General features: G+C 71.3%; 22 protein-coding genes. 6 read left to right on the top strand and 16 right to left on the bottom strand.

What is annotated here, in order from left to right:
* Positions 1-168 precede the first annotated feature (168 nt).
* The 3 genes from pulA (at position 169) to ACIRC0_RS14195 (ending at position 7,685) form a co-directional block, all read left to right on the top strand.
* On the top strand, positions 169-5,607 hold the full coding sequence (pulA, locus tag ACIRC0_RS14205) for a pullulanase-type alpha-1,6-glucosidase (RefSeq protein ID WP_403615656.1): 5,439 nt from the start codon (positions 169-171) through the stop codon (positions 5,605-5,607).
* Between the two features lie 79 nt (positions 5,608-5,686).
* Positions 5,687-7,294, top strand: coding sequence for a SpoIIE family protein phosphatase (locus tag ACIRC0_RS14200; RefSeq protein WP_403615653.1), 1,608 nt, complete (start codon positions 5,687-5,689; stop codon positions 7,292-7,294).
* 34 nt (positions 7,295-7,328) lie between these two features.
* Complete coding sequence (locus ACIRC0_RS14195; protein WP_403615650.1) at positions 7,329-7,685, top strand: 5-carboxymethyl-2-hydroxymuconate Delta-isomerase; 357 nt, start codon at positions 7,329-7,331, stop codon at positions 7,683-7,685.
* Between the two features lie 7 nt (positions 7,686-7,692).
* Here the strand turns inward: ACIRC0_RS14195 and ACIRC0_RS14190 are convergent, their stop codons facing one another.
* From ACIRC0_RS14190 to ACIRC0_RS14180, 3 genes are all read right to left on the bottom strand, one after another.
* The gene (locus tag ACIRC0_RS14190; protein WP_403615647.1) at positions 7,693-8,409 is read right to left on the bottom strand and encodes a TetR/AcrR family transcriptional regulator; all 717 of its coding nucleotides are present in this window, start codon (positions 8,407-8,409) and stop codon (positions 7,693-7,695) included.
* Between the two features lie 115 nt (positions 8,410-8,524).
* Positions 8,525-10,441 carry a hypothetical protein gene (locus tag ACIRC0_RS14185; protein ID WP_403615644.1) on the bottom strand — a complete coding sequence of 639 codons (1,917 nt, stop codon included), beginning with the start codon at positions 10,439-10,441 and terminating at the stop codon, positions 8,525-8,527.
* Between the two features lie 237 nt (positions 10,442-10,678).
* Positions 10,679-11,182 (bottom strand): tetratricopeptide repeat protein, encoded by a 504-nt coding sequence (locus tag ACIRC0_RS14180; RefSeq protein WP_403615641.1) that lies wholly within the window; start codon positions 11,180-11,182, stop codon positions 10,679-10,681.
* 143 nt (positions 11,183-11,325) lie between these two features.
* Here ACIRC0_RS14180 and ACIRC0_RS14175 point away from each other — a divergent pair, with 143 nt between their 5' ends.
* The gene (locus ACIRC0_RS14175; protein WP_403615638.1) at positions 11,326-11,751 is read left to right on the top strand and encodes a hypothetical protein; all 426 of its coding nucleotides are present in this window, start codon (positions 11,326-11,328) and stop codon (positions 11,749-11,751) included.
* Positions 11,752-11,869: 118 nt separating this feature from the next.
* Here ACIRC0_RS14175 and ACIRC0_RS14170 read toward each other — a convergent pair whose 3' ends face one another.
* From ACIRC0_RS14170 to ACIRC0_RS14130, 9 genes are all read right to left on the bottom strand, one after another.
* Entirely contained in the window at positions 11,870-13,420 is a 1,551-nt protein-coding gene (locus tag ACIRC0_RS14170; protein WP_403615636.1) for a DUF1996 domain-containing protein, read from the bottom strand.
* 201 nt (positions 13,421-13,621) lie between these two features.
* Positions 13,622-14,275 carry a LuxR C-terminal-related transcriptional regulator gene (locus ACIRC0_RS14165; protein ID WP_403615634.1) on the bottom strand — a complete coding sequence of 218 codons (654 nt, stop codon included), beginning with the start codon at positions 14,273-14,275 and terminating at the stop codon, positions 13,622-13,624.
* Positions 14,260-15,537, bottom strand: coding sequence for a sensor histidine kinase (locus tag ACIRC0_RS14160; protein WP_403615632.1), 1,278 nt, complete (start codon positions 15,535-15,537; stop codon positions 14,260-14,262). The genes ACIRC0_RS14165 and ACIRC0_RS14160 overlap by 16 nt, the downstream gene beginning before the upstream one ends.
* Positions 15,538-15,589: 52 nt before the next feature.
* The gene (locus tag ACIRC0_RS14155; RefSeq protein WP_403615630.1) at positions 15,590-16,612 is read right to left on the bottom strand and encodes an SDR family oxidoreductase; all 1,023 of its coding nucleotides are present in this window, start codon (positions 16,610-16,612) and stop codon (positions 15,590-15,592) included.
* A 60-nt stretch (positions 16,613-16,672) separates the two neighbouring features.
* Positions 16,673-17,254, bottom strand: coding sequence for a winged helix-turn-helix domain-containing protein (locus ACIRC0_RS14150; protein WP_403615628.1), 582 nt, complete (start codon positions 17,252-17,254; stop codon positions 16,673-16,675).
* A gap of 108 nt (positions 17,255-17,362) precedes the next feature.
* Positions 17,363-17,485, bottom strand: a complete 123-nt coding sequence (locus tag ACIRC0_RS14145) for a hypothetical protein (RefSeq protein ID WP_366029840.1) — start codon at positions 17,483-17,485, stop codon at positions 17,363-17,365.
* Positions 17,486-17,636: 151 nt separating this feature from the next.
* Positions 17,637-18,665, bottom strand: a complete 1,029-nt coding sequence (gene glnII, locus ACIRC0_RS14140) for a glutamine synthetase (RefSeq protein WP_366029841.1) — start codon at positions 18,663-18,665, stop codon at positions 17,637-17,639.
* A gap of 558 nt (positions 18,666-19,223) precedes the next feature.
* Positions 19,224-19,928, bottom strand: coding sequence for a hypothetical protein (locus ACIRC0_RS14135; protein WP_403615624.1), 705 nt, complete (start codon positions 19,926-19,928; stop codon positions 19,224-19,226).
* A 136-nt stretch (positions 19,929-20,064) separates the two neighbouring features.
* A complete protein-coding gene (locus tag ACIRC0_RS14130) occupies positions 20,065-20,424 on the bottom strand; it encodes an arsenate reductase family protein (RefSeq protein WP_403615622.1) in 360 nt (119 codons plus the stop codon).
* A gap of 164 nt (positions 20,425-20,588) precedes the next feature.
* Between ACIRC0_RS14130 and ACIRC0_RS14125 the strand changes: the two genes are divergently transcribed.
* A complete protein-coding gene (locus ACIRC0_RS14125) occupies positions 20,589-20,897 on the top strand; it encodes a hypothetical protein (RefSeq protein WP_388987245.1) in 309 nt (102 codons plus the stop codon).
* Positions 20,898-20,999: 102 nt separating this feature from the next.
* Here the strand turns inward: ACIRC0_RS14125 and ACIRC0_RS14120 are convergent, their stop codons facing one another.
* A complete protein-coding gene (locus ACIRC0_RS14120) occupies positions 21,000-22,211 on the bottom strand; it encodes a winged helix DNA-binding domain-containing protein (protein ID WP_403615618.1) in 1,212 nt (403 codons plus the stop codon).
* 142 nt (positions 22,212-22,353) lie between these two features.
* Here ACIRC0_RS14120 and ACIRC0_RS14115 point away from each other — a divergent pair, with 142 nt between their 5' ends.
* Positions 22,354-22,617: a hypothetical protein gene (locus tag ACIRC0_RS14115; protein WP_366029846.1), complete on the top strand. Its 264-nt coding sequence runs from the start codon at positions 22,354-22,356 to the stop codon at positions 22,615-22,617.
* Positions 22,618-22,639: 22 nt separating this feature from the next.
* Here ACIRC0_RS14115 and ACIRC0_RS14110 read toward each other — a convergent pair whose 3' ends face one another.
* The 3 genes from ACIRC0_RS14110 to glnA form a co-directional block, all read right to left on the bottom strand.
* On the bottom strand, positions 22,640-23,224 hold the full coding sequence (locus ACIRC0_RS14110) for a hypothetical protein (protein ID WP_403615616.1): 585 nt from the start codon (positions 23,222-23,224) through the stop codon (positions 22,640-22,642).
* Between the two features lie 6 nt (positions 23,225-23,230).
* Complete coding sequence (gene htpX / locus ACIRC0_RS14105; protein WP_403615613.1) at positions 23,231-24,154, bottom strand: zinc metalloprotease HtpX; 924 nt, start codon at positions 24,152-24,154, stop codon at positions 23,231-23,233.
* Positions 24,155-24,365: 211 nt separating this feature from the next.
* Positions 24,366-25,775 carry a type I glutamate--ammonia ligase gene (gene glnA, locus ACIRC0_RS14100; RefSeq protein ID WP_103843613.1) on the bottom strand — a complete coding sequence of 470 codons (1,410 nt, stop codon included), beginning with the start codon at positions 25,773-25,775 and terminating at the stop codon, positions 24,366-24,368.
* Positions 25,776-25,829 lie beyond the last annotated feature (54 nt).

The raw sequence follows: 25,829 nt of genomic DNA, 5'->3' as shown, positions 1-25,829 counted from the left end.
TATGCGTGGCGGCGGGCCCCTGTCGATGCAATTCCTTTCCATTGCTTTCAAGTCTCTTGCTGTAAACCTTGCGTGAGCGGTACGGTCACGCCGGCGCCCGGCGACGAAGCCGTCCCGCGGCGTAGGGGTCGGACCCATTTGAGCCGTATTCGCAAGGAGTTCACACCTGTGATACCGAGATGGCCGGCGCCCCGGACGCGCCGCACCCCGAGTCGAAGAAGGGCTGCGGCACTCGGCGTCGCCGCACTCTTCGCCGCGATCGTCCAGCCCCTCGCCGCTCACGCCGCCACCCCGCCCGCGCCCCCGTCCGACGCGAAGCTCGCCGCGCAGCCCGCGCGGCACGGTGACACCCGCGAGCAGTTCTACTTCGTCATGCCGGACCGTTTCGCCAACGGGGACCCCTCCAACGACCGCGGCGGGCTCACCGGCTCACGTCTGGCCACCGGCTACGACCCCACCGACAAGGGCTTCTACCAGGGCGGCGACCTCAAGGGCCTCACCGACCGGCTCGACTACATCAAGGGGCTCGGCACCACCGCCATCTGGATGGCGCCGATCTTCAAGAACCAGCCGGTCCAGGGGACGGGGGCTGGGGGTACCTCCCAGGCGTTTAGCACTGGGGGAGCCTCGGCCGGGTACCACGGGTACTGGGTCACCGACTTCACCCAGGTCGACCCGCACTTCGGCACCGACAAGGACCTGAAGACCCTCATCTCCAAGGCGCACGCCAAGGGCATGAAGGTCTTCTTCGACGTCATCACCAACCACACCGCCGACGTCGTCGACTATGCGGAGAAGTCCTACGACTACCTCTCCAAGGGCGCCTTCCCGTACCTGACCAAGGACGGCCGGCCCTTCGACGACGCCGAACACGCCGACGGCACCCGGCGCTTCCCGGCCGTGGACGCCGACTCCTTCCCGCGCACCCCCGTCGTTCCCGCCGCCAAGCGGAACCTCAAGGTCCCGTCCTGGCTCAACGACCCGACGATGTACCACAACCGGGGCGACTCGACCTACGCCGGTGAGTCCACCACGTACGGCGACTTCTCCGGCCTGGACGACCTGTGGACCGAGCGTCCCGAGGTGGTCGAGGGCATGGAGAAGATCTACGAGCGCTGGGTGCGGGACTTCGGCGTCGACGGCTTCCGGATCGACACCGTGAAGCACGTGAACATGGAGTTCTGGACGCAGTGGGCGACCGCGCTCGGCCGGTACGCCGCCGCGCACGGCCGCAGGAACTTCTTCATGTTCGGCGAGGTCTACTCCGCCGACACCTCCATCACCTCGCCGTACGTCACCCAGGGCCGTCTCGACGCCACGCTCGACTTCCCCTTCCAGGACGCGGCCCGCAGCTACGCCTCCCAGGACGGCAGCGCGCAGAAGCTCGCGGGCGTCTTCGCCGGCGACTACAAGTACACGACCGACAAGGCCAACGCCTACGAGCAGGTCACCTTCCTCGGCAACCACGACATGGGACGCATCGGGTACTTCCTGAAGCAGGACAACCCGAAGGCGACCGACGCCGAGTTGCTCGCCAAGGACGAGTTCGCCAACGAGGTGATGTTCCTCAGCCGCGGCAACCCGGTCGTCTACTACGGCGACGAGCAGGGCTTCACCGGCTCCGGCGGCGACAAGGACGCCCGCCAGACGATGTTCGCCTCCGAGGTCCCGGACTACCTGGACGACGACGAGATCGGCACCGACCGTACGCACGCCAGTGACTCGTACGACACCGGTGCGCCGCTCTACAAGGAGATCGCAGCTCTCTCCGAGCTACGCAAGAACAACCCCGCGCTCGTCGACGGCGTCCAGACCCAGCGCTACGCCGCCGACGGCCCCGGTGTCTACGCCTTCTCCCGTACGGGTACGGACGGCACCGAGTACGTCGTCGCCTTCAACAACGCGGACGACGGCAGGACGGCCACCTTCGCCACCGGGTCGGCCGGCATGACCTTCCGCGGCATCCACGGCACCGACGCCTCCCTCACCAGCGACGCCGACAAGAACGTCACCGTCACCGTCCCGGCCCGGTCGGCGGTCGTCTTCAAGGCCGCCGGCCCGCTCGGCGCCCCCGCCGCCGAGCCGGCCCTCACCCTCAAGGCCCCGGAAGCGGGCGCCACCGGCACGGTGGAGGTCTCCGCCGACGTCACCGGCGGACAGCTCGACCGCGTCGTCTTCGCGGCCCAGGTCGGCGACGGCGCCTGGAAGATCCTGGGCTCCGCCGACCACGCCCCGTACAAGGTCACCCAGACGATCGGCAAGGACGTCCCGGCCGGGACCGCCCTGCGCTACAAGGCGGTCGTCGTCGACTCGGCGGGCCGCACCGCCAGCGCCACGGCCGGCAGCACCACCGGCGCCCCGCCCGCGCCGCAGATCCCCACGGCGTCCTCGCGCGACTACGTGATCGTCCACTACAAGCGCGCCGACGGCGACTACGCGAACTGGGGCCTGTACGCCTGGGGCGACATCGCCGACGGCGAGGCGACGACCTGGCCGGACAGCCACCCCTTCATCGGCCGTGACGCGTACGGCGCCTTCGCCTACGTCAAGCTCAAGCCGGGCGCCTCCGGTGTCGGCTTCCTCGTCATCGACAAGGACGGGAACAAGGACGTCTCCGCCGACCGCAGCATCGACGTCACCAAGACCGGGGAGGTGTGGGTCGAGCAGGGCAAGGACGCGGTGCTCACGCAGAGGCCCGCGTACCCGGCGCAGGACACCACCAAGGCCGTCATCCACTACCACCGCGCCGACGGGAACTACGACGGCTGGGGCATCCACGTCTGGACCGGCGCCGCGAACCCCACCGACTGGTCCGGCCCGCTGAAGCCGGTGCGGACCGACGCGTACGGCGCGGTCTTCGAGGTGCCGCTCGCCGCCGGTGCCACCGGCCTCAGCTACATCATCCACAAGGGCGACGAGAAGGACCTCGCCGCCGACCAGTCGCTCGACCTCAGGGCGAACGGCTACGAGGTGTGGCTGCTGAACGGCCAGGAGAAGTACCTGCTGCCGCAGCCCGCGGGCAGCGCGGCGGCCCTCGACCCGACCACCTCGAAGGCGGTCTGGATCGACCAGGACACGCTCGCCTGGAACGGCGTCGACGGCGCCGTGTCCACCCAGCTCGTCTACTCCCACGACGGCTCGATCACCGTCAAGGACGGGACACTGACCAGTGACGACGAGCGCTGGCTGCGCCTGACAAGGACGACGCTCTCCGACGCGCAGAAGGCGAAGTTCCCGCACCTGAAGGACTACACGGCCTGGTCCGTCGACCCTCGCGACCGCGACCGGGTGCGTGAGGCCCTCGGCGGCCAGATCGTGGCCTCGCAGCGGGCCGCGAACGGCGCGGTCCTGGCGGCGACGGGCGTCCAGATCGCCGGAGTCCTCGACGACCTGTACGACGCGACGAAGGCCGGGCTCGGGCCGGTCTTCCACCACGGCCGTCCCACCCTCGCGGTGTGGGCGCCGACGGCCCAGTCGGTGAAACTGGAGCTCGACGGCTCCACCGTCGCCATGAAGCGCGACGACACCACCGGCGTCTGGTCCGTCACCGGCCCGGCGTCCTGGCGCAACAAGCCCTACCGCTACGTCGTGAAGGTGTGGGCGCCCAGCGTCTGGAAGGTCGTCACCAACAAGGTCACCGACCCCTACTCCCTCGCCCTCACCGCCGACTCGAAGCGCAGCCTGATCGTCGACCTGGACGACAAGTCCCTGGCGCCGAGCGGCTGGTCGGCTCTGAAGAAGCCGAAGGCCGTGCCGCTCAGGGACGCGCAGATCCAGGAGCTGCACGTCCGCGACTTCTCGGTCGCGGACAGCACCGTGCCGGCCGAGGACCGGGGCACCTACCTGGCCTTCACCGACAACGACAGCGACGGCTCCCAGCACCTGCGGGAGCTGGCCGAGGCAGGTACCTCCTACGTCCACCTGCTGCCCGCCTTCGACTTCGCGACGGTCCCCGAGAGGAAGTCGGAGCAGGCCACCCCCGGCTGCGACCTCGCCTCCTACGCCCCCGCCTCCGACCGGCAGCAGGCGTGCGTCGCCGCGACCGCCGCGAAGGACGCCTACAACTGGGGCTACGACCCGTACCACTTCACGGTCCCGGAGGGCTCCTACGCCACCGACCCGGACGGCACGGCCCGTACGGTCCAGTTCCGCAGGATGGTTCAGGCGCTCAACGAGGACGGCCTCCGGGTCGTGATGGACGTCGTCTACAACCACACCTCGGCGAGCGGCGAGGCCGGCACCTCCGTGCTCGACCAGATCGTGCCCGGCTACTACCAGCGGCTCCTCGCCGACGGCTCGGTGGCCAACTCGACCTGCTGCGCGAACACCGCGCCCGAGAACGCGATGATGGGCAAGCTGGTCGTGGACTCGATCGTCACCTGGGCCAAGGAGTACAAGGTCGACGGGTTCCGCTTCGACCTCATGGGCCACCACCCGAAGGCCAACATCCTGGCGGTCCGGAAGGCCCTCGACGCGCTCACCCCCGCCAAGGACGGAGTCGACGGCAAGAAGATCATCCTGTACGGGGAGGGCTGGAACTTCGGCGAGGTCGCCAACGACGCCCGCTTCGTGCAGGCCACGCAGAAGAACATGGCCGGCACCGGCATCGCGACCTTCTCCGACCGCGCCCGCGACGCCGTGCGCGGCGGCAGCCCCTTCGACGCCGACCCCGGCGTCCAGGGCTTCGCGTCCGGGCTGTACACCGACCCCAACTCCTCGCCGGCGAACGGCACCACGGCCGAGCAGAAGGCCCGCCTCCTGCACGACCAGGACCTGATCAAGGTCGGCCTGACCGGCAACCTCGCCACGTACCGCTTCACCGACTCGGCCGGCAAGGACGTCACCGGGGCCGGGATCGACTACGGCGGCTCACCCGCCGGGTACGCGGACGCGCCCGGCGACGCCCTCGCCTACGCCGACGCGCACGACAACGAGTCCCTGTTCGACGCCCTCGCCTACAAGCTGCCGAAGGACACCTCCGCGGCCGACCGGGCCCGGATGCAGGTGCTCGCCATGGCCACGGCCACCCTCTCGCAGGGCCCGTCCCTCTCCCAGGCCGGTTCCGACCTGCTGCGCTCCAAGTCCCTGGACCGCAACTCCTACGACAGCGGCGACTGGTTCAACGCCGTCCACTGGGACTGCCGGGACGGCAACGGCTTCGGGCGGGGACTGCCGACGGCCGCCGACAACCAGTCCAAGTGGCCGTACGCGGGGCCCCTGCTCACCTCGGTGAAGGTGGGGTGCGAGCAGATCGAGGGCGCCTCTGCCGCCTACCGGGACCTGCTCAGGATCCGGACCACCGAGCCCGTCTTCTCCCTCGCCACCGCCGACCAGGTGCAGTCGCGGCTCTCCTTCCCGCTCTCCGGGAAGGACGAGACGCCCGGCGTGATCACGATGGAGCTGGGTGACCTGGTCGTCGTCTTCAACGCGACGCCGACGACGCAGCAGCAGACGGTCGCCGCCCTAGCCGGCGAGCACTACGCGCTGCACCCGGTGCAGGCCACGGGCGCGGACCCTACCGTCAAGGCGGCCTCCTACGCGGCGAAATCCGGCACGTTCGCCGTTCCGGGTCGTACCGTCGCGGTCTTCACCCGGGGCACGCGCTAGGACACTAGCGTGGTGGGGCGGACCGGAAGCTCCGGCTCCGCCCCATTTCCCTTCCCGAGCGCCGAGGGGCGGCTCTCTCATGGACGGCAACGGCGAACACACGGGCTCCACCGTGCTGGTGGTCGACGACGCTCCGGCCAGCCGCCATGCCCTGGGCAGCGTGCTGGCCCGGGCCGGCCACCACGTCGTGCCCGTGGCCAGCGGCGGCGAGGCGCTGACCGAACTCCACGCACGGGTACGCGACGGCACCCTGCCCGATGTGGCCCTCGTCGAGGTGGGCCTGCCGGACATGAGCGGCTTCGAACTGTGCCGCAGGCTCAAGTCGTCACCGCCCACCGCCGCCCTGCCGGTCGTGCACTTCTCCGCCGCCTCGGCCGGACCGGGTGTCCGCTGCCGGGGACTGGACTCCGGCGGCGAGGCCTATCTGTCGGTGCCGGCCGCACCCGAGGAGATCCAGGCCGTCGTACGGGCCGCCGTGCGCGGGGCCCGGATGCGCACCGGTGCGGAGGCGCTCGCGCGACGGCTGACGCTGCTGTCCGAGACGATCGTCTCGGTGCAGGCGGCGGGGTGCATGACGGGACTCGTCCGGGCCGCCGCCGAGGGCACCGCCCGGCTCACCGGTTTCCCCGCGGTCGTCTTCGTGCTCGGCGAGGACGGTGAGCTGTACCGGGGCCTGTCCCGCACACGTGCGCCCGCCGTTCCTCCCGACGCCGAGACGCACGACACCGTGGCGCGGCTGATCCGCGGCCTGGCCACCGGGCACACCGGGGCGCGCGGGACCGTGGTGCCGTATCCGCTGTGGCCGGCCGGGTTCCTCGGGCCCGGACACGCCGGGGACGCCCGCGTGGTGGTGACGCGGACCCGGGAGGGCAAACCGGCCGTGTGCCTGGCCGTGCCCGCGCGCGGTCCCGAGGCCGACCCACTGGTCACCCGGCTCGCCCAGGCCACCGCGCTCGCCGCGGACGCCCTGCTCATGTACCAGGTGGAACGCCATGTGGCGCTCACCCTGCAGCACAGCTTCCTGCCCCAGAAGGCGCCCCCGACACGGGGCGTCGAGACGGTCGTCCGCTATGTGCCCGCCTCCCGGCAGACCGAGATCGGGGGCGACTTCTACGCCGCGCTGAACACCAGGGAAGGGGTGCTCACCGCGGTGGGCGACGTCGCCGGGCACTCGCTGGACGCGGCCACCGTCATGGTCGAGATCCGGCACGCGCTGCGCGCCTACTGCCTGGAGGACCCGGACCCGCGGAGCCTGGCCCGGCGGCTGGACCGGCTGCTCCAGCACTACCACGCGGACGTCACCGCGACCGTCTGCCTGGTTCTGGTCGACCCGGACAGCGGGCGCGCCCGCATCGCCAACGCCGGGCACATTCCGCCGCTGGTCGTGCGCGACGACGGCACCGCCGCCTACGCCGCCGCCAAAGGGCCGTTGCTCGGTCTGGGCCTCGACCGGCCGCCGTCCACCGAGACGGTGCTGCGGCCCACCGACCGGCTGCTGATGGTCACCGACGGGCTCATCGAGGACCGCGGCACCGACCTGACCGTGTCGATGGAACACCTGCGCAGGGCCGCCGCCGACGCTCCGGCCGGCGTCGCGTCGCTGTGCGACACGCTGCTGGGCTGCTTCGGCCGGGACCGGCAGGACGACATCGCGCTGCTGGCGCTGCGGCTGACCGGCACCGTCTAGGGTGAGCACATCCCGCCGTAGAACAGGAGTGCCCATGCCGCAGATCACCGTCGACTACTCCGCACCGCTTCAGGACGCCTTCGACCGGCGCGCCTTCGCGCTGGCGCTCCACGACCGGGTGGTCGACATCGCGGCCGCGCGGATCGAGGCGTGCAAGACGCAGTTCCGCCGCACCGACGACACCACGGTCGGGGCCGACACCGACGGGCACGCCGTCGTGCACGTCACCCTCGGGCTGCTCGCCGGGCGCACCGAGGAGACCAAGGCGAGGCTCACCGAGGCCGCGCTGGAGCTGCTGCGGCAGCACATCAAGCCCGCCGGGGACCTCGCGCTGCACGCGTCCGCCGAGGTGCGGGACCTGGACGCCTCGTACCGGAAGTTCGAGAGCTGACGAGTCCTCAGGACGCCAGGGTGACCAGCCGGGCGACCAGGTCGCCGAACGGACCGTCGGCCGGCTCGTCACCGAGCATGCGGCGCAGCAGCGCGCCCATCTCGTCGTCGTAGGCGGCGCTCACCGCCGTCAGCGCCGCGAAGTCGCGCACGAGCTGGGCCTCCAGCTCCCGGCGCGGGATCCGCCGGCCGTCGAGCCAGATCAGTGCCGTGGACTCGACGAGCGAGATCCAGGAGCGGATCACCAGCTCGAGGCGGGCGGGCGGGTTCTGCACCTGCAGGTGCGCAAGGATCTGGACATAGGCGGCCTGCCGCACCGCGTCGACGAGCGCGTTGGTACGGGACACAGCATCCCTTGAGCGGACTCCGTCCGCGGGGACGGCCGGGCCGCCGCGCATCAGCGCGGAGAAACCGGGGCCGTGGTCGTCGACGAAGTCGAAGAACCGGCGCATCACACGCAGCAGCCGGGCGCCCAGCGGACCCTCCTGCGGTTCCACGAACCGGGCCGCGAGATCCTCGGAGGCACGCTTCAACGCGGCCTCGTACAGGCTGAGTTTGCCGGGGAAGTAGTGGTAGACCAACGGCCGCGAGATACCCGCGGCCGACGCTATCTCGTCGATGGAGACCTCGTCGGGGGAGCGCTGGCTGAACAGTTCCAGCGCGACGCCGATCAACTGCTGCCGCCGCTCCTCGACTCCCAGTCTGCGACGTACCCCGGTTGTCATGCGAACACCTTACCGATCGAATCCAGCCGCGCAGAGCTCCGAACGGCAGCAGTTGTTCACATCTCAATCACAGGTCTCTCACCGAACGGCCGCAGCGCACGGGGCCGGTGCCGTGTCACCGCAACCCGCCGATCGTCCTTCCGTCCTTCAGCGTCCCCTTCAACCGCGCCTCCGCTCCCTGCTTCGCGCGCACGGCCAGCAGCCGGGCTTCCGCCGACCCGTTCACCCCGCCCGTCGCTCGGATCGACTTGGTGTCCTCGGCCCCGGCGGCCAGCAGATACCACTCGCCCTTCGCCGACTTCCACAGCACACCCGCCAGCACATGGGCATCCTTCGCACCGCACGCCGGCACGTCCTCGGCCTGCGCCGCGACCGCCCCGGCCGCCCCGCCCGGCGTGTGGAACTGCGCCTGCACCTGGGCCCCGTCACCCCGCCACGTGTCCGCCCGCGTGCACACCCAGCTCGCGTCCCCGGAGGCGTCCGGCAACGCCTGCCGCGCGTACTCCCACGCGTTCACCGACTTCACACCCTGCGACCGCACCACCGCCAGGGAGCAGGCGAAGGGCGCCCACGCGCGCAGCGCCGTCGCCCCGGAAACCTCCCCCGGCGCGCCCGGCCGGCCCACGGTCAGGCGCGCCGGCACCAGCTCCCCGAGGTCGGTCAGCAGCCGCGTGCCCGAACCGCCGGTCAGCTGCAGCACGTTCCACGACGAGCACGAGCCGGACTGCTGCGCCGGACTCGCCAGCGGCGCGGTCACCCCGCCGGTCAGGCCGAGGTCCATCGTCCCCGCCGTCGGCTTGCGCAGGTCCCGCTCGACGGCACCGGTCACCCAGGGGGCCGTCAGGTAGCGGACGTTGCCGTCGGCGCGGTCCAGCACCACCGCGTCCGCCTCGGCTCCGCCCGCCCCGTCGACCCGGGCGAAGTCGAGAGCGGCCCCGCGGGAGCCGTCCTTCGGCTCGGCGTAGCGCACGATGCGCAGACCGTCGTAGAAGACCACCACCCGCGCCGTGTCGACCTGCCCCGCGTACAGCAGCCGCGGCGGACCGGGCGGAGCACCCGAGGGGGTGCCCGGGGTCATCGAGACCCGGACGGAGTCACCGGGCCGCGCCCAGGCGGTGAGCGCGCGCCGCAGCAGCGCCCGGTCGCGGGTGAGGGCGCCGCGCGCGGGCCACACGGAGAAGTCGGTGCGCGCCGAGGTCTTCCAGGCGGCGGGCGGCACCGTCGTCAACCGAGCCGGGTCCAGGGCGGCCTGCGCGGCCGGGTTCAGCGCGTGCGAGGGGGCGGCCGCGTCCTCCGTGCCCCAGCCGCCGCCGGGCAGCGCGAGCAGTGCTCCGCACACCGCGACGGCCGCCACCGCGGCGAGGGCCGCCTTCGCGTGCCGGCGGCGCCGCATCAGGTCGGTGGGCCGGGCCTGAAGGGAACACGGGTCGAACTCGGGGGAGTCCAGCAGCGCGTCCTTCACGGGCACCTTCGCGGCCTGCCGGACCGCGACCGCCGCTTCCGTGACGCCCGCCGCGGCGAGCACCTTGCGCACCTCGTCGTCGGGGAGCTTCTCCAGGCCGCGCAGGGCGTAGGCGGCGCGGGCCGGGCCGGAGAGCGCCGACAACCGCTGGTCCAGGGCCAGTTCGTCGGCGCCGCCGGAACGCGGGAAGAGCTTCAGACCCCACACCTGCGGCAGCAGCGGCGGCAGCTGGGAGCGCTTCGGCCAGGCGGCGCGCCGCAGCGGCGCTCCCGCCTCCAGTGCCGTACGCACCACCCGGAGGCGTACGTAGGAGTACCCGGGGTCGCCGTCGCGGCCCGTCGCCTGGGCCGGGATCACCGACGCGGCGGCACGCCCGCGGGGCAGCGCCCGCTGGGCGAGGGCGTGCGCGGTCATGACCCGCCGGGTGCGGCCGAGGCCCGGCGGCAGCACCAGATAGGCGAGCCGCACGAGCCGGGGGTAGTGCTCGACGAGCGCGGCCTCGGCCTGCTCGACGTCGACGACCGGTCCGGAGGTCGGAGTGGGGCGCGGGGCGACATCCTGTGGCTGCACGTCCGGCAAAACGAGCGAGACGGAGGTTGGTCACCGGAACGCCGGCCCGGCTCGCCGCCACCGCGGCGGCGCGGCGGCGAGGTGTGGCAGCACGCCCGCTGCCGCGATGGCGGACCCGTGTCGGCGGACCCGTGTCGGCACCGGGCCGGCCCCGCGTGACCCGCCAGGAGGGCGATCAGCCGCATACGGGCGGGCCCCGGCGCACTCCGCTGACCGGGCATGGCTGCCCCGGCGGGCTCAGTCCCCGGGTTCGACCAGCAGCCGCGCGTAGTTCGCCATCGACCGCTGGTAGCGCGGCAGGTGGGGGGCGAGCGCGCCGAGGACCAGGGCGAGGCCCTCACGGTCGCGGCCCAGGCTCGACAGGCACAGGGCCAGAGTGGCGCGTACCGCGTCGTCCAACTCGTCCGACGGCACGTCGAGTTCCGGGGTCAGCAGCTTGACGCCCTCCTCCGGCTGCCCGATGTTCCTGAGCGAGCTGGCCAGCTGGATTTTGGCCCGGCGACCGCGGTAGCCGTCGAGGCCGCGCGCCAGCGCCTCCCGGTACAGCGGCACCGCCTGGTCCGAGTGGCCCGTCGAGTCCCAGGCGCAGGCCCGTTCGAACGGCCCGAGCGGGCTGTCGTCGGGCAGTTCGGCGACGAGGGCGTCGATCAGCGCACGGAAGTCCGCGGCGCCCCCCTCGGCGTAGTCGTCGAAAGCGGCCCAGGCCGCGGCCAGGCGCTCCTCCCAGTCCGGTGTGCTCATCCATCCCCCTCGTCTCGCGTACCGACGGCACACTGTCGCACAGATGTGCCGCCATTGAGCACCGGACGCACCACAGCCGTACGGAAGGGCAGGGCCCCTCGCCGGGGCTCCCAGCGGCATGGCCCGAAGGACCGGAGGAACACATGAGGTGGACGCGCGAGAAGCTGGCGGCCGGTGCCGTCGTCGCCCTGCTGGGGCTGACCGGCTGCGGCGGATCGGGCGGGTCGTCCGGGGCCGCCCAGGACCAGGTCCCGGCGGCGGCGACCGGCAGCCTCGAGGACCTGGCGGCGGACGTGAACTGCAAGCCGAACATCCAGACGGACGCCGACGAGATCCGTCAGGCCATCTGCACCAACTCCGACGGCAAGTTCGTGCTCGCCACCTTCGCCACCGACCGCGGCCAGCGTGAGTGGATCAACGATGCCAAGGACTACGGCGGTTACTACCTCGTGGGCCGCAAGTGGGTCGCCGTCGGCGACGACGGAGTGGTCAAGGCGCTGCGCGGCAAGCTCGGCGGCGATGTCGAGGTGGGCGCGGACCACCACTCCCACGCCGGTCACAGCGGCTGAGCCTGGACGGGCGGCACACGACGAAGGCCGGTGGCGGGAGATCCCGCCACCGGCCTTCTTCAGTAGGTCACCGGCTCAGCCGGGTCACCGGCTCAGTCGGGTCATCGGCCCGGTCGGGTCACTGGCACCTCTGACCGGAGTTGATGCAGTTGGCGATCTTGTTCGCCAGGCCACCGGTCGTGACGCTGATGAAGTCGTCGTGGTCGGTGGCCGCCTTGTGGAGCTGGTCCGGGAAGCCGTCCACCGCGTAGGCGTTCTTCACCTGGCCGTTCTGGATGACCGGCGGGTTGATCTTGTACACGAGGCGCATCGTCAGCTGTGGGATCGCCTTGAAGCCGTTCCCGCAGGCGCCGCTCGCCGGGTCGGCGAAGGCCACGTGCGTGCGGTGGTTGGCGCTGTCGATGTTCTGGCCGTCCCAGCAGCTCTGGAAGGCGAACGTGCGGACCACGTTGCTGCCCTGCGGGCAGATCGGGTACTGCGTCGTCAGCTGGACCTTGTTTTCGAAGCCGGTGCAGCTCCAGTGCGCGTTGGCATTCGCCAGGCCGTTGGTGGTGGTCTTGGCGTCACCGGTGATGATGCGCAGGAACTGCGGCATCGCGACGACCTTGCTGGTCGGGTTGCCGACGTACTTGATCTCCGCCTGGACGGGGGTCAGGATCCGGCCGACGTTGCCTTCCTTGCCGCCGCCGTCCCTGTTCTGGTCGAAGTCCTGCGTCCCGTCCTGGATACGGACCACCGGCCAGTAGTACGACGACAGGTCGTTCTTGTTCTGGCAGCTGGTGCCACCCTGCAGGAACGTCTGGTTGCTCGAGAAGGCGTTGACCTTCTGGTTGCCGACGTAGTCGTGCAGGTGGTGCGCGCCGTTGGCCACGCCCGGGGCCACGATCACGTTGTCGGTGTTGTGGTTCTTGTTCGCGTTCACACCGCAGCGCGTGACGAACTGACCCGTCGAGGCGTTGCCGGTCTTGCGCGGCTTGCCCTGGACGTTCGGTGCGACCTTCGTGATGTCGACGAAGTCGGCCGCCACCGGGCCGTTGCCGGCCTGGCCGCCGTTGCCCTGCTGCTGGCCACCGTTGTTCTGCTGGCCGCCGTTCTGCTGCTGACCACCGTTCTGCTGCTGACCGCCGTTCTGCTGCTGCTGACCACCGTTCTGCTGCTGGCCGTCGTTGTTCTGGCCGGCGGTGGTCTGGTTGGCGGTCAGCGTGGTGCAGGCGGCGAGCTGCGACAGCGACTGGTTGAACGTCCCGCCGACCCGCTGGATGTCGATCCTGATCCGGTCGATCGTCGCGGCCCGCTTCTCCTTCAGGGGCCCGACGATCGCGTTCTGCACGAAGCTCGCGTCGTTCGCCTGGGCCTGGCGCGTGGAGGCGAGCCGGGAGTAGGCCTCGGTGATCTGCTTGTCGAGGTTCGCGAGCTCCGCGGCCACGCCGCTGCGAGCCGCGGCCGGCACGTTCGTCAGCTTCTGGCCGACGTCCGGACAGGAGATCGTCGCGACCTGCGCGCCGGCGGCCTTGGTCTGGTTCCCTCCCCACGCCTGGTTGTTCGTCTCGTGGGCCGAGGCGAAGTAGTTGGCCCAGAGCAACCCGCCCCCACCGAGCGCTAGGGCAGCCGAGGCGGCTATGGCCTTGGTGGCCAGCGGCGTACGGCGTTTTCTCGTGTTGCGTCCCATGGAACTCCTCTGACTTCCTTTCGGGGCGGAGGCGCCCGACAGGGGTGAAGCGGCGCCATTCCATACGCAGGAGGCCGGTGGGGTGTTCAGAGACCGGAGAAAAACTTGGAAGTTCCTGAGGGCAATTCGGGTGCAAGAGGTGCAGAAGGCCCTGTTTCAACGGGAGTTGAGGCGGGTAGGCGTCATCACTTTGAATTTCATTCAGTGGCCGTGATCCAAATGGGCGAGCACGGCCAGAACCCGCCGATTGTCGTCGTCGGAAACCTCGAGGCCCAGTTTCGCGAAGATGTTGGAGGTGTGTTTCGCGATCGCCCGCTCGGTGACGACCAGCCGGTCGGCGATCGCCGCGTTCGAGCGGCCCTGCGCCATCAGCTCCAGCACCTCCAGCTCACGGGGCGTCAGCCGGGCCAGCGGCCGGTCGTCCGCCGCACGCCGCGTCAGCAGCTGCTGGATCACCTGCGGGTCCATCGCGGTGCCGCCCGCCGCGACCCGTCGTACGGCGTCCACGAACTGCTCCGCGTCGAACACCCGGTCCTTGAGCAGATAGCCCACCCCGCCGGTGCCGTCGGCGAGCAGCTCCCGCGCGTACAACTGCTCCACGTTCTGGGACAGCACCAGCACCGGGAGCCCGGGCCGCTCCCGGCGGGCCCGCAGCGCGCACTGCAGCCCCTCGTCCGTGTGCGTCGGCGGCAGGCGTACGTCCACCACGGCGACGTCGGGCGCCAGTTCGGCCAGCGCGCGGGCGAGCTCGGGACCGGACTCGACGGCGGCGGCGATCTCGAAGTCGTAGGCCTCGAGCAGCCGGACCAGTCCGTCGCGCAGCAGGAAGAGGTCTTCCGCTAGGACAACGCGCACGGGATCTCCATGGTGACCATGGTGGGACCGCCCGCAGGGCTGCTGACGGCCAGGACGCCGTCGAATGTACCCAGCCGCCGCTCGACTCCGAAGAGCCCGGAACCCGCGCCGATCACCGCGCCGCCCTTGCCGTTGTCGGTGACCGAGATGCGCAGCATGCCCTCGCCGTGGTGCAGGTCGACCCAGATCCGGTCGGCGCCGGAGTGCTTGACCGCGTTGGTGAGGACCTCGCTGACCGCGAAGTAGGCGGCCGACTCGACCGGCGCGTCCGCCCGGCCGGGCAGCTCCACGCTGACCTCGGCGGGCAGCGGCAGACGCAGCGCCAGCGCCCGTACGGCGTCGCCCAGCCCGCGCTCGGCCAGCACCGGCGGATGGATGCCCCGGACCAGGTCGCGCAGTTCCTCCAGCGCCTCGGTGGAGTTCCGGCGCGCCTGGGCCAGCAGCTTCCTGGCCTGTTGCGGGTCCTTGTCGAGCAGCATCTCGATGGTGCCCAGGTCCATGCCCATCGCCACCAGCCGGGCCTGCGCCCCGTCGTGCAGGTCGCGTTCGATGCGGCGGAGTTCGGCGGCCGAGGTGTCCACCGCGTCCCGCCGCGTCTCGGTCAGCACCCGGACACGCTCTGCGAGTTCACCGTGCGGGGCGCCCAGGACGGCCCGGGTGAGCCGGAAGTGCAGGCCGAGCAGGCTCGGGGTGTACCGCCAGATGAGGGCGCCGAGCGCGGCGCCGAGCGCGGCCGCGCCGAAGGCGGTCGCCTGGCCGGAGACCGGGACGAAGGAGTACCAGTAGGCGCCGCCCCCGCTCGGCACGTAGGCCCGCCACAGCCCGGCCGGCAGCAGGAGCCCCTCCACCGGGTACAGCAGCACCACGGCCGGCAGCAGCGCGGTGAAGAAGCCCGCCGTGATGTCCACCGGCAGCCAGAGCACGTCCCGCCAGGTCTGCGGGTCGCGCAGCATCCCGAAGGTGCGCGACCACGGATTGGCGTCCGCGGGCAGCGGCCGGTACGCCGAGCGGATCCGTATCCCGCACCACTCGTCCGCGAGCCTGCGCCGGGTGTCCGCCAGGGCACGCACGCCGGTCAGCACCCACGGGGTGGTGACGAGCCCGAGCCCGAGCGGGACGAACGCGAGGGACAGGAGGGTCAGCACGAGGAACGCCACGCCTAACGGCAGCACCGCCAAGGACAGCACCAGCCCCCGCACGGCGGCCAGGACCACCTCTCGTGCGCGCTCGCGGGCACCCCGGCGCCTGATGTCAGTCTTCATGGCGTCAGTCTGGCCGAGGGCCGGGCGGCGGTCACGGGCCCGAACCCCCCGGTCAGGGGGTGGTGTCAGGTACACCCCCGGACAGCCCCGCGAGCACCCTCGCCTCCACTTCCGGGTCGAGCCCCTTCGGGGTGCGGTCCGGACGCATCGGCGCCGTGCCGCCGATGTCCCGCAGCCACGCCCAGGTGCCGGCGACGGTCTCCCCGACCGGACGGCAGCTCAGGCCCGTCGCCAGCGCCCGCGAGACGTCCGCGGAGTGCAGGGAGTCGTGCATGTCGCTGCCCGGCGGCACCCACACCGGCAGCTGCGTCCACGGCTCGATACCCGCGCCGAGGATCAACTCCGGCCCGGCCCATCGCAGTTCCGCCGCCGCACCGGTCACGTCCACGCACGCGTCGAGCAGCTCGCCCATGGTGCTGTGCCCCTGCGGGCTGATCATGTTGTAGGGCCCGCTGAGCTCCTGCTCCGCCGCCCCGAGGATCCACTCCGCCATGTCCCGCACGTCGACGTACTGCAGGGGCAGCTCCCGCGGCCCCGGCGCCAGGACCGGCCCGCCGCGGGCGATGCGGGTCAGCCACCACGGCAGCCGGCCGACGTTCTCGTACGGGCCGAGGATCAGCCCGGCCCGTACGAGAACGGAGCGGTCCGCGCCGAAGGCCCCGACGGCGGCGATCTCCGCGCCCCGCTTGTCGCGCGCGTAGTCGGTCGCGCCGGCGTCGGGCTCGGCGCCCTCGACCAGCGGGGCACTCTCGTCGTACCCGGCCGGCGCGGGCCAGGCGTACACCGAGCAGCTCGACACGTACACGTACCGCCCGGCACGGCCCCGCAGCAGCCGCGCCGCCTCGTGCACGGCCCGGGGCGCCGCCGACCAGGTGTCGACGACGGCGTCCCACTCGCCGTCCGCGAGAGCGGCGAGCCCGTCGGGCGCAGTGCGGTCGCCCCGCAACGCCCGTACACCGACCGGGGGCCGGTGCGTCCCTCGGTTGAAGACGGTCACGTCCCAGCCGCGCCCGACGGCCGCCTCCACGACGGCCCGTCCCGCGAACTCCGAACCACCCAGCACCAGAAGCCTCATGCCGGTGACTCTGCCCGGTCGGGCGACCGTAGGGAACGGTGATCTGCCGTCAGCAGACGGTCAACGGCCCGTCGGCGGAACGTACTTGTAGCCCACGCGCCGCACCGTCCGGATGGTCTCGCGGTGCTCGGCGCCCAGCTTGCGCCGCAGCCGGGCGATGTGGACGTCGACGGTGCGCCCGTCGCCCACATGGCCGTAGCCCCACACCGTGGTCACCAGCTGGTCCCTGGTGTGCACCCGGTGCGGGTGCGCCACCAGGTGGGCGAGCAGCTCGAACTCCAGATAGGTCAGGTCGAGCGGCCGCCCGTCCACCTCGGCGGTGCGCCGGCCGGTGTCGACGCGGACGAGCGGGTCCGCGTCCACGGCCTGTTCCGTGTCCGGCTGGTCGGGCACCGCGACGGGCGGGAACGGGGGCTGCTGGTCGGCCGGGACGAGCACCAGGTAGCCGATCATCGGCGGGCGGCCCGGCAGGCTCGGCAGCGCGTGCGGGGGCGCGGGCAGCCAGGTGGCGCCCGGCGGCAGGAAGTCGGCCACGTCGACGGCCTCGTCCCGGTCGACGGCACGCAGCCGGTGCCGCGCGGAGCCGTTCGGCGGGGTGGCGGTGGTGAGGGCGGCGGTGGAGAGAGAACGAGTGGTCGCCATGAGAGGTCAGCTCTTTCGCGCGAGGAGTTCGTCGGGGGACGTACGTCGTGCGCGCTGGCCGAAGGCCGGAGGGACGGCTGTGCCGGTACGGCTGCCGGGTGTACGGCTCTACAGGGCCCGCGCGGTGTTCGCGCGACAACACACCCGGTCGAAGTCGTGGTGCTGACGGGAAGGCCAGAAGGGCTCGAGGTCACGGCGACCCGTCGCGCTGAACTTCTGGAAGCTGGCCATGGTTCTCATTGAAGCAGACACACGCCCGTGACAGGAGCCTCCTCTCACTGCTTGGACGCTCTTTTTCCCGGCGTGCCCACGCATCGCCGAGGCGCGGAAGGGGCGCCCGCCACGACGGCGGGCGCCCCTTCCGGGAGCTGTGCGGAGCCGATCAGACCTGGCCGGCCTTCTCCAGCGCCGTGCAGCAGGTGTCCACGATGAGACGGGTCACCAGGTACGGGTCGACGTTGGCGTTCGGACGGCGGTCCTCGATGTAGCCCTTGCCGTCCTTCTCGACCTGCCACGGGATGCGGACCGAGGCGCCGCGGTTGGAGACGCCGTACGAGTACTCGTTCCACGGGGCGGTCTCGTGCAGACCGGTGAGGCGGTCCTCGACGCCGACGCCGTAGTTCTTGACGTGGTCGAGCGGCTTGGAGCCCTCACCGAGCGCCTCGCAGGCGGTGATGATGGCGTCGTAGCCCTCGCGCATCGCCTTGGTCGAGAAGTTGGTGTGCGCACCGGCACCGTTCCAGTCGCCCTTGACCGGCTTCGGGTCCAGGGTCGCGGAGATGCCGAAGTCCTCGGCGGTGCGGTACAGCAGCCAGCGGGCCACCCAGAGCTGGTCGGCGACCTCGAGCGGGGAGAGCGGGCCGACCTGGAACTCCCACTGGCCGGGCATGACCTCGGCGTTGATGCCGGAGATGCCGAGACCCGCCTTCAGGCAGTTCTCCAGGTGCGCCTCGACGACCTCACGGCCGAAGATCTCGTCGGCGCCGACACCGCAGTAGTAGCCGCCCTGCGGGGCCGGGAAGCCGCCCTCCGGGAAGCCGAGCGGACGCGAGCCGTCGAAGAAGGTGTACTCCTGCTCGATACCGAAGATCGGCTCCTGGGCGGCGAACTTCTCGGCCACCTCGGCGAGCGCGGCACGGGTGTTGGACGCGTGCGGGGTCATGTCCGTGTCGAGCACCTCGCACAGCACCAGGACGTCGTCGCCGCCGCGGATCGGGTCGGGGCAGGAGAAGACCGGCTTGAGCACGCAGTCCGAGGAGTGGCCCTCGGCCTGGTTGGTCGAGGACCCGTCGAAGCCCCAGATCGGCAGCTCCTCGCCCTTGGCGTCGTCGGCCAGGATCTTGGTCTTGGAGCGGAGCTTGGCGGTCGGCCGGGTGCCGTCGATCCAGATGTACTCAGCCTTGAAGGTCACGGGGCCACATCCTTCGGGGGTGGTCTCGACTGCGCGGTCGACAGCGCAGTCGCAGGGGTCGTGCGGGTGCGCGGCGCTGCGGCAATGGGGCGCCGGGTGATGCCCGGCAGCTTGTCAACAGGCGATTTCCCGGCCATTGCTCTGGTGTGAACCCCGTGTTACCGGGGGCTCCCGTGCCGGGAATCACTCGGTGACCGGTCCGTCCCCTTCCGGCGCATACGCCGTTGACCCTGGCGAGTGCGCCATCAACCCCTGGCCGCCTGCACCATCGACCCCTGGCGAGCACGCCATGGACCTCGTCGCTGAGCCGAGCCTCAGCGCATGTGAGGTCGGCCACCGCCCCCTGTACGGTGGCCGACCTCGGGGCCCGCTCCAAGTGGAGCGGCCGCGGCTCCAGGAGGCGACCGCCGGCTTCCCGACCGGAAACCGGTCACGGGCCCGCGTCCGAGCGCCGCCGCGCCGCGCTCGCCCCGCTTGCCGGTCCTGCTGCTCGTGGCCGCGAACAGCGGGACCGTGCCACGTGACGTGCCGCCTCCTGGAGTTACCGAAGCGCCGGTGTCACCCCACCTTCTCGATCAGGGCGCGGCGGATCAGGAACTTGCCGGGTTCGCGGACCTGTTCGAAGGCGGCGTTGTTGAGGAGCACACAACTGCCGGAGACGGAGGTGACCTTCACCGTCGTGGACTTGTTGTTGTCCAGGTTGGTGACCTTCAGGGTCGTCCCCGCCGGGAACTGGTTGCTGGACGCGGCCGGGGCGCCGCCCTCACCGGAGAGCGTCACCGTGGAGCCCTTGCAGACCTGCTGGCCTGAAGCAGCGGTGCCGGCGCCTCCCGTGTTGTTCGTGGGCGCGGTCGTGGCAGGCGCGGTGGTGGCGGCCTGCGAGGCCTGGGGGTCCTGAGCCGACCCCCCGGCCTGCGCGGCGCCGCCGGACTGCGCCGATCCCGATCCACCCGCCTGGATCGACTCCCCGACCTGGCAGCCGGACGCCTCCTGCTTCCGCTTGATCTCGGCGACCACCGCCTCGCGGTTGGCGATCCGTGCCGCCGACTGGGCGTCCGGGTTGGCCTTCTGCGCGGCGATGAACGACTCGTTGTTGCCGAGCGCGGTGGCCAGGCCCTGACAGACCGTCGAGGTCGACGCGTTCTGCACGTTCGCCGCGTTCGAGGTGGCGGCGAGGGCGAAGGCCCCACTGCCGGCCACGGCGACGGCGGTGACCGCCAGCGCGATCTTCTTCTTGGGACTGAGGGTTCTCCTACGCGACATGCGCGCCTCCTGTCCCCGGCCGCCGTCACCGGCGACCGGACGCGATAGGTACGCCGCTATGTACGAGATACCGAACGGAGTTACTCAGCGGTTTACAGGAGTCAGCGAAGTAACGTAGGTCACAGGGGAGTCGGCGTCAGCGGGACAGGGCGTCCCGTACGGCCTCCTCCGTGCGCCCGATCACGGCCGTACCGTCGTCGGCGGTGATGATCGGCCGCTGGATCAGCCGCGGGTGCTCGGCGAGCGCGCGCACCCAGCGGTCGCGCGACGCGGCGTCCCTCGGCCACTCCTTCATGCCCAGTTCCTCGGCGTCGGCCTCCTGGGTGCGTGTGATGTCCCAGGGTTCGAGGTTCAGCCGGTCGAGGACCTCGCGGATCTCGTCCTCGGTCGGCACGTCCTCCAGGTAGCGGCGCACGGTGTAGTCGGCGCCCTCGGCGTCGAGCAGGGTGAGGGCGCTGCGGCACTTCGAGCAGGCCGGGTTGATCCAGATCTCCATGCCCCACACGGTAGCCGACACACCCCTTCTCACCCGTGTCACAACCTGTCTCAAATGGCCTGTGGCCAGGGGCTTTTGTCAGTGGGGGGCAGTAAAATAGAAGCAGTGTTCGAGGGAGGCGCCGGACTGTCCGGCACCTCCCTGACCGCGACAGGAGGATGCCTGTGCCCGCTGCCGCAACCAAGCCGAAGCCGACCCGGTCGACGGCGCGGCGGCCGGTCCCGATGGACCTGCCGTACGCACCGGTGGCCAAGCGACCGCTCCCGCCGGGGCGGCCGCGCGAGTGGTACGTCACGCACAACCGGCGCCTGAAGGCGATGCGCCTCGCCATCGCCCTGCTCGACTCCGGCGTGTACGTACCGAACCAGGCGCACAACGAGACGATTCGGAGCACGGCGGAGCGGGTCGGGATACGGCCGCCGTCGGACACGACGTGCCACATGGTGCGGGCGCTGATGCGCTACAGCCGTTGAGCGTGGCGCCGGGTGCCCTCTTGCCTGTGGGCACCCGGCGTCGGGTTGCCGTCCCCAGGGGCTCCGCCCCCGGAAGCCCGGTCGGCCTGAACGGCCTCGTGCTCAACTGCCGGACGGGCCGGGGCGGTCGGACAGCTCCTTCTCCAGCGGTGTCCGGAAGCGCGGCGTCACCCGGGTGCCGGCCAGCCACGACCCCAGGCGGGCCGCCTCCCGCTCGATCGCCTCGTACGCCTCCCGGCCCAGCCCCTCCCCGTCCAGCACACGCCACACCACCTCACCGTCCGCCCGCTGAGCCCACCCCCCGACCACCCGGCCGTCCCACCACACCGTCGGACCGACATTGCCGCTGCCGTCGAACAGGGCCGGGCGCAGCTCGGGGGCCAGGTACCAGTCACGGTCCTGCCAGCCCATCGCCGTCGGGTCCAGGCCCGGGAGCAGGGCCGCCCACGGTTCGGCGGCCGGCAGCGGTTCCTCGTCGCCCGGCGCCACATACCCCGTCGCCCCGCCGTCCAGCGTCACCGGTACCGCCCCGATCGCCGTCAGTGCCCTGCGCACCTCCGTGACCCTCCAGCCGGTCCACCACTTCAGGTCCCCCTCCGTGGCCGGCCCGCAGGCCGCCAGCCAGCGTCGCAGCAGCTCCCGCTGGGCCTGTGCGGGCGGGAGTTCGGGGTGGGGCGGGGCGACGGCCCAACGGAACTGCGACGACGTCCACGCACCCAGGGGGCGCCCCCGGACGACCCGGCCCTCGACACCGAGGACGCGCATGAGCCGCGACGACACGGTTTGCAGGGCCTCGTAGCTCCTGCCCGCGCCGTAGGTGAACTGCTCCTTCAACCGGGGCTCGTCCCTGGTGAGTTCGCTGACCGTCGCCTGACCGCGCCGGGCCAGGGCCGCCAGCGCCGACGCCTCGACCTCCGCGAGCCACTGAGCCGTCAGCCGGCCACCGCTTCCGGACACCATGTTCTTGACCAGCGCCGCGCGGGCCTTCGCCGCGTTCACCAGGCCCGTCGACGCGTGCACCACGGCGGCGAGTTCGGTCGGGAACACGAACACGGTGTGCCGCATGCCGTGCATCCGCACCAGCGTCCGGTCCTCGTACAGCGCCCGCTCGACCTCCGCCACGGTCTTGTCCGCGTCCGCGAGGCGCGCCCCGACGGCGAGGTACACCGTGGCCGGATCCGTGCCGTGCAGCGCGACCAGCGACCCGGCGACCTCCTCGGGCGTCACCGCCCGCGACCCGGCACCCAGCCGGTGCCGCACCGCGAGCCGGGCCCGCCGCTCCACCGTCCCGATGTGCCGCCCTCCGCCGCCCATGCCGTCTCCCTCGGATCGAAAAGCAGATGCACCCGCAGTGACCGCCTCCCTACGCTGGACACACATCCGATGGGGTCCCAGATCCCGGGCACCCCGTCGAATCCCCGTGGCACAACCACTCACCCAAGCGAAGGAGGGCGTCATGGGCACCATCATCCTTGCCGGAACCGTCGTCCTCGTCCTCTTCGGATTCGGCAACCACATCTGGTGGCTCGCCGCCATAGCACTGTTCGTCCTGTACGTGCGATACGGTCGCGGCTCGTCCTCCGCGGGCACCGGAGGGGCTCCGGCCTCGGCGGCCAGCTACCAGGAGTACCGCGCGCGCCGTGACCAGCAGGCCAAGTGGGAGCGCCGCTACCGCCGCGAGCGCCCCTTCGAGGCCCGCCGCCAGGAGGGCGGCAAGTAGGAAGCGCGAGGAGGAGCAGGCGTCACAGGCCGGGCGCGCCCCAGATGGGGAACCACCGGCCGAGGTCCTGCTCGATCCGCAGATCGTTCGCGAGGGCCGCCTTGATCTGCAGTTCCAGCGCGTTGTCGCGCCGCTCGCCCTGCCCGGCGAGCGGCGCGAACGGATAGTAGGTTCCGCGCTTGTACAGATACACCAGCCCCAGCCGTCGCCCGCCCGGGCCCTGGAAGCCGGCCACCGAGCACAGCAGCTGCGGGCCGAAGCCGTTGACCTCCATCGCGCTGTTCACCGCGTGCAGATCGTTGACCAGGGCGGACAGCTGGTCGGGGGTGCGGCGGGAGACCAGCCACGAGTAGCCGTAGTCGTCCCGTCGCAGCTCCACGGGTGGCCCGGTGCGGTCGGTGTCGGCGTCCAGGAGTGCCTGGACCTCCCGGTTGGCCTGGGTGAAGGCGCCGCCCTCCACCGTGGCGAAGCAGACCGCGCCGGTCCCCGTCGGGGTGAACCCGGCGGCGGCCTCGAGCGTGATCGCCGCCGACGGCAGGGCGAACAGCTGGTCGAGGTCGGGCGCCACCGGCTTCGTACGGCCGAGCAGGATGTCCAGGAACCCCATCGGTGCTCAGCCAGCCTTTCCCGGCGCCGCCGCCTCGCCGAGTTCCGCGGAGATACGGGCGAGCTGCTCGAGCCGTTGCTCCAGGGTCGGGTGCGTGGAGAACAGACGGGAGATGCCCGGGTCGGAACCGAAGGCGGGGGTGAAGTAGAAGGCGTTGAACGCCTGGGCCGTCCGCAGGTCCCGCGTCGGGATGCGGGCGATGTCCCCGGTGACCTTGGTCAGCGCGGACGCCAGCGCCGAGGGCCGCCCGGTCAGGTGCGCGGCGGCGCGGTCCGCGGCCAGCTCCCGGTACCGGGACAGGGCCCGGATCAGCAGGAAGCTGATCGCGTAGACGAGCGCCGAGATCCCCATGACGGCGCCGAAGACGGCGATGGTGTTCTGGTCCTTGCGGCCCCGCCCGCCGAACAGCTCCGAGTAGAACGCGAACCGGACCACCAGCCCGGCGATCACCCCGAGGAACGACGCCACGGTGATCACGGCGACGTCCTTGTGCGCCACGTGCGACAGCTCGTGCGCGAGCACACCCTCCAGTTCCTCGGGCTCCAGCCGCCTGAGCAGCCCGGTGGTCACGCACAGCACGGCGTGATCGGGGTTGCGGCCGGTCGCAAAGGCGTTCGGCATGTCCAGGTCGGAGACGGCGACGAGCGGCTTCGGCATGTCGGCCACGGCGCACAGCCGGTCCACCACACCGTGCAGCTGCGGATACTCCTCGCGCTCCACGATCCGCCCGTGCATGGCGTAGAGCGCGATCCGGTCCGAGAACCAGTACTGCGCGCCCAGTGCCACCGCCGCGATCACGACGACCAGCACCCAGGACTTCAGCAACGCGATCAGCGCGGCGACGAACGCCACGTACAGCAATCCGAGCAGAAACAGCGTGACCGTCATCCGGACGGTCAGCCGCCGATCGCTCTGGAACCGGCTCCGCATCGTGCATCACCCCGCAGTACCCCGCAGTAAGGCACTCGTCCCCTCCCCATTGTGCGCCCAACCCGGCCCATGAACCGGTTCCGAACGGCTCCATGGCAGGCAAAGAGTGCCTCTTGAAATCTCTCCGGGAGGCCCCGGGGGAACGACGGAGCCCCGTCTCCACCCGGGGGCGGGGACGGGGCTCCGTGTCAGTGCTGCGGCAGCGGCCGGCTCACACGTCGAAGTAGAGCTCGAACTCGTGCGGGTGCGGACGCAGCTGGAGCGGGGCGATCTCGTTCGTGCGCTTGAAGTCGATCCACGTCTCGATCAGGTCGGACGTGAAGACGTCGCCCTGAAGGAGGAACTCGTGGTCGGCCTCGAGCGAGTCGAGGACGGCCGACAGCGAGGTCGGGACCTGCGGGACGTTCGCGTGCTCCTCGGGAGCCAGCTCGTACAGGTCCTTGTCGATCGGCTCGGCCGGCTCGATCTTGTTCTTGATGCCGTCCAGACCGGCCAGCAGCAGCGCCGAGAAGGCCAGGTACGGGTTGCCGGAGGAGTCCGGGGCGCGGAACTCGACGCGCTTGGCCTTCGGGTTCGAGCCGGTGATCGGGATGCGCATCGCGGCGGAGCGGTTGCGCTGCGAGTACACCAGGTTCACCGGGGCCTCGAAGCCCGGCACCAGGCGGTGGTACGAGTTCACCGTCGGGTTGGTGAAGGCCAGCAGCGACGGGGCGTGCTTGAGGATGCCGCCGATGTAGTAGCGGGCGGTGTCCGACAGGCCCGCGTAACCGGCCTCGTCGTAGAACAGCGGGTCGCCGTTGCTCCACAGGGACTGGTGGACGTGCATGCCCGAGCCGTTGTCACCGAAGATCGGCTTCGGCATGAAGGTCGCGGTCTTGCCGTTGCGCCAGGCCACGTTCTTCACGATGTACTTGAAGAGCTGGAGGTCGTCGGCGGCGGCGAGCAGCGTGTTGAACTTGTAGTTGATCTCGGCCTGGCCGGCGGTGCCGACCTCGTGGTGCTGGCGCTCGACCTTCAGGCCGGCCTTCTCCAGCTCCAGGGAGATCTCGGCGCGCAGGTCGGCGAAGTGGTCGACCGGCGGGACCGGGAAGTAGCCGCCCTTGTAGCGGACCTTGTAACCACGGTTGTCCTCGAGGGCGCCGGTGTTCCAGGCACCCGCCTCGGAGTCGATGTGGTAGAAGGACTCGTTCGCGCTGGTGGCGAAGCGGACGCTGTCGAAGACGTAGAACTCGGCCTCGGGACCGAAGTACGCCGTGTCGGCGATCCCGGTGGAGGCGAGGTAGGCCTCGGCCTTCTTCGCCACGTTCCGCGGGTCACGGGAGTACTGCTCGCCCGTGATCGGGTCGTGGATGAAGAAGTTGATGTTGAGCGTCTTGTCCCGGCGGAACGGGTCGACGCGTGCGGTCGACAGGTCGGCGCGCAGCGCCATGTCGGACTCGTGAATGGCCTGGAAGCCACGGATCGAGGATCCGTCGAAGGCGAGCTCGTCGTCCGGGTCGAACGCCTCAACCGGCACCGTGAAGTGCTGCATCACGCCCGGCAGGTCGCAGAAGCGGACGTCGATGAACTTGACGTCCTCGTCCGCGATGAACTTCTTGGCCTCGTCGGCGTTCTGGAACATCCAGCTCCTCCTACTCCCGACCGTCCGTGCCGGGGTGGTAGTTCGTTCGTGCGG

It is taken from the genome of Streptomyces sp. NPDC093984 (assembly GCF_044764595.1).
GTDB classification, from domain to species: Bacteria; Actinomycetota; Actinomycetes; order Streptomycetales; family Streptomycetaceae; genus Streptomyces; species Streptomyces cynarae.
Note: the sequence above shows the minus strand (reverse complement) of the source record. Positions and strands in the feature narration are given on the sequence as shown.